At 34.7% G+C, this 9,983-nt stretch carries 1 protein-coding gene; it reads left to right on the top strand.

The window, feature by feature from the left end; all coding sequences use genetic code 11:
• Window positions 1-15: 15 nt before the first annotated feature.
• Window positions 16-9,983, top strand: a 9,968-nt coding sequence (locus H527_RS22240; RefSeq protein WP_035088283.1) for a DUF6443 domain-containing protein, incomplete at its 3' end; no start/stop codon positions are given.

Raw genomic sequence — 9,983 nt, 5'->3', positions numbered from 1 at the left:
AAAGGAAATGTATTTATGAAAAATACTACCAAATATCTAACGTCTTTTATTTTATTTTTAGCTATAACTTTGGGGTATAGCCAAAATAAACGAGAATATGGTCCATCACACATTAGTTCTGTAATTACTAATGGAAGACCACTAAACTTTAGTCCTGACCTTGGATTTATAAGCAATGCAACTATAGTTTCTGCTGCTACTAGTATTAGTTTACGTGTAAATTCGGATCAGGCCCCGCATGGTTGGTTTCGATATACAGTAAAACTCAATATTACTCCCAGATTAGAAAATGGAAGCTTTGATACCGCAAATACCTATCCGGTAGAGCTTTCTATAGAGCATAACATGGTATCCGGATCTGGTAACAATGGGGTAGATATAAAAAAACATATCCTAAAAAATAGTTATGGTGCTCGAATAGCGGTACAACAAGGCAGTTATGAGAACCTACAAGCAGCAACCGCAGCAGATATTAATGGATATATCCCAGAAAATATTCAGCTTATAGCGCAATTAGAGGTAGAAAGTTATAAAGAACTCTCAACAACAAAGATCACTCCAACAGCTACTCTTAATACAATATCAAGAGATTTAGAAATAAATTGGCCTGCAGTAAATGGAGCAGACCATTATCAATTAGAATGGACATGGATAGATAATTATGGAGATACTTTTACGGCATTAAGACCAGAGAATGCTATTTCCTTCACGGTAAATGATTTTAAAAATAATAGTACACGTATTCAAACTAATAACCTTAGCTACGCTATTCCGTTAATTTATGCAAAAGGTTTTGTAATATATAGGGTAAGAGCAGTAGGGCAATATAGTGGTACAGAAAACAAATCAAAGTATAAATATGCTATTTGGAGTAGTGGGGTAAATAACGAAACTACAGTAGCAAACTGGCCTCATAAATATTTGATAATAATACAAAATGAACATCAAAAAGATAAAAACTGGCAGTTTCAGGCAAGTTATGCAGAAGAAGGTAAGAAAAAAGAAGTAGTAAGCTATTTTGATGGTACTCTGCGTAATAGGCAAACAGTAACCAAAATAAATTCAGATAAAAATATTATAGTAGGAGAGGTCGTTTATGATGCACAAGGTAGACCGGCAATCGAAGTCTTACCCGTTCCTATATCTTCAGATAGTATAAGCTATTATAGAGATTTTAATCAAAGTACCAGGATAGCAGGTTTGCCTTATGATTATACAGATTTTGATAAAAATAATCAAAATATATTGGATCAGCCAGATCTTCAAAAAGCAATGGCGACCACAAAAGGGGCTAGTAAATACTATTCTGCATCTAATGATATAAATGACGATTTTAGAGATAGAGTAGCAAATGCAGAAGGACATCCATTTTCGCAGATAGAATATATGCCCGATAATACAGGTCGTATACGCAGGAAAAGTGGCGTAGGAGTGACCCACCAATTAGGTAGCGGGAAAGAAATGGAATATTATTATGGTACTCCAGAGCAAAAAGAACTAAACCGATTGTTTGGGTATAGTATTGGTAACAAAATACACTATAAAAAAAATATGGTGATAGATCCAAACGATCAAGCCAGTATTAGCTATATAGATCCACAAGGCAGAACTATTGCCACTGCTTTATCTGGATATAGCCCATCTAATGTAACAGGCTTACCAGACGAGGTCGATGCAAATTTGCATAAAACCATAACAACAGATTTATTAGGAAAACTAGCCAGAACAGATAAAGATACCATTGCAGATAATAATATAAAAACTTCTACACAGGTATACGGGCCTTTACAAGATGCATTAGAATATGCAGGAAGTAAGATTTCTCCTTTTGAAGAAGATCGCAACTTTAATTATACACTAGCTAATGATCCGGTATTCAATTATGCATGTAACGAAACGAATACGGTACAATATCCATTTATATATGACCTTGCAATAGATGTAGTAGATATTGATGGTAACACCCTTCTTCCTGCTCCTATAAAACAGGAAATAAACCTGCAAAGTGAAAATGGAAACTTTGCAATACCTAATCTAACAGGACGTGTAAAAAGAGGAGGATATAGCATAATCAAAAGTTTAATAGTAAATCAAGAAGCATTAGAGAGGTATGCAAACGAGTATGTAGTAAAGCTTCAGGATGAAAACGATGTTTGTTATGTTGATCCAGAGGCAGATTTGCCTGTACTTACCTTTGAAGGTTGTTTTGTTACCTGTGCCGATTGCGAAGCTGCCCTAATTGCAGATTATGGAGGAAGATTTGCTTATATAAATACACAAATAGAAAATTACGACTATTCAAAATTAAAATATTTAACCCCTACCGAATTAGAAAATGAAAAAACAAGATTGCGTACCGTATTTGGTATACAATGGGATGCGTTGATCAGGGCTTGTAATGCACCATGTAATGATGGCACTTTTATCGATGAACCTACAGAAGATATTGTTGCAAATTCTATTACTTGTGGTATTGCAGAATCTACTATACGTAACGATATGAAACCATTAGGGCAATACGGTGCATATACTGCAAATGTGTATAATAACCAGAATTCTAATGGCTCCGGCACCTCTGCAAACGATAGCAAGCTTAATATTTATAATAAAGATAATGAGTTGTATAGTGCCAGAACTTCCGATGGTAAATTCAATAGCTGGCGCAATCCAAAACATTACCAGTTTGATACCGCTACTGCTAATGGGTTATACACGCTAGGACACTATTATAATAAAGATGGTGGTATTAGTTATATAAAAATAAAACAGGATATAAAAATTTCTAAAGATAATAATGGTAATACAATAGAACAGATAACATATACTCCACCGATATTAGAAGGAGTAGAGATCATTGAAATTGCAGGAGATCCTGATTTTGTATATGTAGAGCCAAAATACCTTACTAATGTATCCGATTTTTTAAGGGAAGATATCTGGCAAGACCAATGGGTAGAATCCTTAATGCTATACCATCCAGAATACTGCTATCTGGAGTATGCAAAAGCAGTTTGCGAAGTTACCAATGCATCTGCTGGTGGAGCAAAAATGAACTCAGATGGGTTTGATAACTACTTGCAATCGGTAAAAACATTTGCAGATGCGGATAGTGCAAATTTACTATCCGGATTAGAAACACTTTCGTCCTTAGATCCTTATTTTTCTAAAGCAATACCAGGAGTAGAAAATGCGACCTCCTTAGGAGCAAGAAAAGATATTATAAAAGAATCCCTTACTCAAAACTATAATGGTAGTGATAAAAACGTAATGGAGTTTACTTATGCTACCTTGGTATGTAATAGTATTTCTAGTTGTGATTTGGGATTAGGCGCAAATCCTGCGGCAAGTGCTATAGTCACTAAAGTACGAGCATTTAGTGATCCAGTTAAACGAGATCAATTCTGGAATACCTATAAAGCTAATTACGCTACTGCCAAGCAGACTATACAAAGTCTTTTTGCTAATATATATGCAAAGAATAATGGGTGTTATAATGGGTGTATAGGGTCACAAGCACCACCAACTACCTTATTAACCGTATTATCCAATTATAGTACAGCGATAAACAATAAAGTAGAAGGGTTAATTAGCACAAATACAAAAAGTATTTGCGAGGATACCCATGTAGCAAAATACCAAAGTAAAGAAAAACGTTTTAAGCCATCAGATAACTTATACAGCTCAGGAGACAACTCCAGAGATATTTATGATGATTTGGCAGGGTTTACCAATTATGAATACTATATAGAAACAGGAGTATGCCCTAAGGCAAGGGATTTAGAGTTGTACCTTAATTATTATTTTAAAGAATATGCTACAGCAGGAATATCTTCTTCGAATCCGTATACGGGAGCATACCTTAGTCCTGCATTATTTGCAGATTTAGGAGGAGAGCACCCAACCGATGTGGCAATTACCGTAAAGAACACAATTATTAATAGCGGTAGAACGTTACAAATTCGATTTGAACAAAATAATCTGGATGTAGGGGATATTCCAATCGAGGTTACCTTACCGCCAGCTGCAACGTTTTCAAATACATGGAATAATTACGGAGGAACTAACTGGACCATTACCGCTATAAAACAGATTGCCCCATCGTATGATACCACTGCAAAAATATTTAAATACGATATATTGGCACAAGTACTTGTGGGTACTACTACCCAGGAGATTATTTTAACAGGTACTACACAAGCCAGGATTGCCGAATGTAGTATTACCGAAACCAATGGTGTTGGCGAATATATAGGAGATGGTAGTGGTAATGATAATTCTGGATGTAATATAACCACTCGTTTTGAAACTAGTTTACGAGATTTGTTGTATGAGTTAGAAAAAAATAACACGATTAACAATAGTAGTGTATCTTTAAATACTCTGGAATCTTATACTAACAAATATTTAAATACATTTTTTGGTAGTGGAACAGCAGTTTGGAAAGCAGATGGAACAGGGACTTATACTATAGAAGTTGCAGGAGTAATCAAATTTACAATGGTGTTAGAAAATGTTTTGGATGTTGCAACTATCAAAATCATTACAGGTGCCAATGTAAATTACACCTATAATGATAAAGGAGAAATAACAAAACAAAACCTTAATATTACCTATCGGGAGGCAGACCATTTTCCTAAAGTGATTACTGCACAACTCTATGAATCTTGTGACGCTACTACGGGCAAGTGCAGATTGATAAACTTATTATGTTGCGGGGATATTAACGATTTGGTAGGAGATCTGGATACAACAGAGGTAGTAGTATGTCCAGCTCAAGGAGATACAGAAAAACTGTTTGAGAGTTATATGATGAAAGTTATTAATGATGGGATAGCAAATGTACCAGAAAGTACATCCTTTACCACTTACACCTCTGCAATAATCAATGAATTTAAAATAGCAGCAAAGCTTAAAGAACGCTTTGAGGTAGACTCATTTGTAGGTTCACAAGGAAGTGATGGTCCCTTTGATATTTCGCTTACACAAATACAACATACCTCTTCTAATGCAGGGAAATTTGAAATTAGATTTTCTGGTAGCGAAGATTTTTTTGCAAAGGCAGCCATAATAGCAGTTGATTTTTCAAAATTTAACACTACAACCTCTGCGATTACAGAAATAGTATCTTTTGATATCCGCGAATTTAAAGAAGTAGTAATTAATGAATTCGAACCACCTAGATTAGTTTCTTTAGTTAGAATAACCTATAAAAACGGAAATGGTATTATAGAGGTTCGAGACGTAAGTTTATCTATTAGATACAGAATCCCAGGTTTAGAATTAGAAATTGTTAACGAAGATCTTTGTAAATTCTTCGAAGAACCCCCTGTAAATGTAAACTGTTCTACACCAGTAATTATGTGTATTTCGAACGCTGCTACAGAGAAATTATTTGAGACGTATATGGTTGATTTGTTAAATCAAAGTTTTACTAATTATTCTTCTGGAGTAGTATATCAATCAATGAATACACCTCTAATACAAAGTTTTAAGAACGAACTTAATTTGCAAACTAGGTTTCAAGGACAAATTAATAAATTATATAGATATATATACGGTAATAGTTTTTCAAGAATTAAAATACCACAAACAGAAATACGATATTACTCAGAAACGAATTCGAGTGGAGTAGTTACTAAAAATAATATCGAATTTAAATTTTCTGAAGGAGGAAATTCAAATCATGCTATTATAGGAATTGATTTAAAAAATATAGACGAATATGGGAATCCTTATTGGTATCCGTACGATGTTAACGAAACTGTTATCAAAGTGTCGGAAATTAAAGAAGTTTTATGTGTTGATATGCAGGAGATTAAGAGCGGGGGTATTTCGTTTAATGAGAAGAAGAAATTTTGGAATTCAGGTAGTCTTTGTTCATCTATAGAACTTCCAGTTTTACCATTAGGAGGAGGATATAAAGTTTCTGTCACTTTTAGAGATCAATTAGGGAATATACATACCCGATATGGTATGTTAAAATTAGATTATAAAACTATAGAAATAGAAAGTTCGGGATATGATCATTGTAGCTTTTTTGAGGATATAACCCCATGTTCATATGGGCATATGAGTATTGATCAATTTAATCCTTTATTTGAACAAGTATTGAATGATATATTGGTAGATGCAAAGGCTAAAATGGTAGCAAATGCATCTTTAGATAATATAGATATTACATTATTTTCATCATTTCAGAATTTAATGACTCAGCACCCTATAAAGGAGTATTTAGAATATGCGACGTTTACGGCCAATGGATTACCAATTATAAATAAGTTTGATTATAACAATGCAACTTACACGATTACATTGCTTAATAATAGTACAGGTATTTTTAATATAAAGCTTAAGTTAAATGACTATTATGAATTTAATATTAAACAACATGCAGACAATGCTTTTGTAGATTTATTAAATTCTCAACCACCATATTCATATAATGCTATAATACCCCAAAATATGCTTTATAGCGGAAATTCGAAAGTGTCTTATGATTATGAATACGGCGGAAGTATCTATAAAAATACTACCTATGGTGATATTGTTTTTGTTACAGCAAATGATTTTAACTTGCCTATAAGTGAAGCAAATAAAAAAGAAGTAGATAATTGTATTTTCTTTAATGTAAATGAACTTAGACAAGCCTCGTTTTCAAATAGGCAAGTGGTACCTTCTAAGACAAACTTTTTAGTACGATCCGCCGCTATTATAGAAGACCAACCCAACCCTTGTGGACCAACGGTATGTATACCACCAATTGTACCACCGGTAAGTTGTACAGAAAAATATACAGCCTATATAACTTTAATGAATCGTATAGCAAATAAAGAAGAAGGCGATATGGTCTCTGAAGAAGATTTTTGTAGCAACTCGTTACAATATCTGGTAGAGGATTACGATTATTATCTTACCAAATTTGGGATTACTTCGACCTTAGACTTACATTATTTATCTATAGGGCGTTTTGGAGCTACCGAGTTTAATTTTGGATATCCAGGGATGAGTAAACCGTACAAAGGTAAACCAGCTATTATTGATACCTATGTAACGTATGCAAATACAAAAACTTGGACAGCATTTACTACCGATTATCTTAACCAACTAGGGAACGAGGATATTTGTGTGCCAAGACCGTTCCCTACCGATTTTACGACCACTACTATAGATCTGCCAGAAGATACCGATTGCCAGCAGTTTGTAAAAAGTGTACGTGCCGCCTATACCAGAGATGTGTATGATAGCTTTATCACCTTTAAAAAAGAAGAATTTGTTAAAAAGTATGTAGAAAAAGCCATCGATGATGCAGTAGAAACTTTTGATATGACCTATCAGGATAAAGAATATCAATATACTTTGTATTATTATGATCAGGCAGGTAACCTGTTACAAACAGTACCACCGGCAGGAGTAGATCGTTTTACCGATGCAGAGTTAGAAACAGCAAATACATCAGGAGTAACCCTTAACGATCAAATCAATCAGCATCGTGCTAATAATATAGTCGTAGAAAACACCAATCTACTGCCAAATCATGAGTTGCAAACACAATACCGTTATAACTCCCTAAATCAATTGGTGTGGCAAAAAACACCAGATGGTGGTATCACACGATTTGCGTATGATAAATTGGGCAGGATTATCGCATCGCAAAATGCAAAACAACTAGCAAATAATAAGTTTAGTTACACCACCTACGATCCTTTGGGAAGAATTGTAGAAGCAGGAGAATTAATCCCTAATACGGCAATAGGTATTCAGGAAACCACAGGAAAACTGATTTATACAGTTAATGGGGCACAGGTTTCTACTAAAGTAGAAGATAATTATCCGGTTAATATCGCTAATACCCGTATAGAGGTTACCCGAACCAGATATAATAATCTACCAATTGCAGCAACAGAAATTTTTGAAACCGTATTCGATCCAATAGTATACACAAGTAATACACGTAATCGGGTAGCAGTTATTTATTACTTCGATACCTATGATAATACTACTCTGGAAAGGCAATACACCAATGCCATTTACTATGCCTATGACATACACGGTAACGTAAAAGAATTAGTGCGGCATAATAAGCAAATGGCAATAACGCTGGATGATTTTACCTCTGGTATGAAACGTACGCAATATGAGTATGATTTGATTAGTGGTAATGTAAACAGGGTAACGTATCAAAAAGATAAAAAAGACCAGTTTATCCACAAGTATCAATATGATGCAGATAACCGTATAGTTACTGTGCAAACTTCAGATAATGGTGAGATATGGGAGCAAGATGCCAATTATAAATATTTTGCGCACGGACCACTTGCCAGAACCGAACTTGGAGCTAAAAAAGTACAAGGAATAGATTATGCCTATACGTTACAAGGATGGCTAAAAGGTGTGAATTCAGAAAACCTGACTCCTAATACAGATATGGGCGAAGATGGAGCGACAGGATCGGTAGTCGCAAAAGACGCAATGGGATATTCTTTGAGTTATTATACTGGAGATTATAAATCGGTAGGAACTACCAATGCTACCTCATTTGCATATAGTAATGCTACCACAATACCACAAAACGGCAAGAACCTGTATAATGGTAATATCAAGCAAATGGTAACCAGTCTTTTAGATAATAATGAGTCCATGTTATCTGCACAAATAAACCATTATGAATACGATCAGCTTAACCGAATCAAAAAAATGCAAGGATATAGTGCAAGCTCAGGAACCCCTAAAAATTATGGAGCAGAGTATACCTATGACAATAATGGAAACCTACAAACCTTAAAGCGAGCTACAGTAAATGGACAGGGTACTGTAGTAGATATGGATGCACTTAGCTATACTTACAAAACGATAGCAGATCCAGAAACAGGAGAGCAAAAACGATCGAATCAGTTAGGGCATGTAGATGATGCTATTATGGGAAGCATGTTTAACGACCTGCAAGATCAAAACCCTAACAATTATGAATATGATGCCATAGGGCAATTGATAAAAGATACTAAAGAAGGGATCACTAATATCGAATGGCGTGTAGATGGTAAAGTAAAAAAGATCACAAAAAATGACGGAGTAACCATAAGCTTTGCATATGACGGATTAGGAAATCGTATTTCTAAAACCATTATGCCACAAAATGTTACCACATTGTATACTCGCGATGCGCAAGGAAATACCATGGGAGTGTACGAAGCCAATACCAGTGGAGCAGTAGCAACAGATTTGCGTTTAAAAGAACACCATATATATGGTAGTAGCCGATTAGGACTAGAACAAAAAAATATACAGATTACCAACAATAATACTTTTACCCCTATTACTATTAGCAATTTGGTAGGAGATAAACGATATGAGTTGAGTAATCACTTGGGTAATGTAATGAGTGTGATAAGTGATCGTAAAGTAGAAGGAAACATATCCTCTGGCTCTAACTCAAATACAATAGTATACTCAGATACTTTTGAAACTCTGGATCCAAGGTGGCAGTCTTTTAGCGCCAGTATCTCTGGCGATCAAAAATTAAAAATAGAACACAGCGGATTATTAACTGCAAGTTTTACAGATAAATTTACGATACAGGATAAGCTTAAGATAACTTTTGATTTGGATGATAGTAATTTTACTGGGGGTATAATCTATTCTGTAAATTATGGTAAAAATAAAGTATATGAAGAAAATATAACTGGAAAAACAAGTGTAGACATCCTTATAGATAACAGTACATTAACCTCTGGTGATGGCTTAAGTATAAATATTGATGATGATAGGAATTCTGGTAATAGTGGATATATTACTATCGATAACATAAAAGTTACTACGCTAAGTGTAGAAAGTTCTCCAAATTCTTATACCTTTGCACCAGACGTTCTTACATTTAATGACTACTATCCTTTCGGTATGCTGCTGCCTAACAGGCATGGGAACTCTGGGGATTACCGTTATGGCTTCCAAGGTCAAGAGATGGATAATGAAATCAAAGGGGAGGG

The organism is Aquimarina muelleri DSM 19832, assembly GCF_000430665.1.
GTDB lineage: Bacteria > Bacteroidota > Bacteroidia > Flavobacteriales > Flavobacteriaceae > Aquimarina > Aquimarina muelleri.
This window is presented reverse-complemented; position numbering and strand designations above follow the sequence as displayed.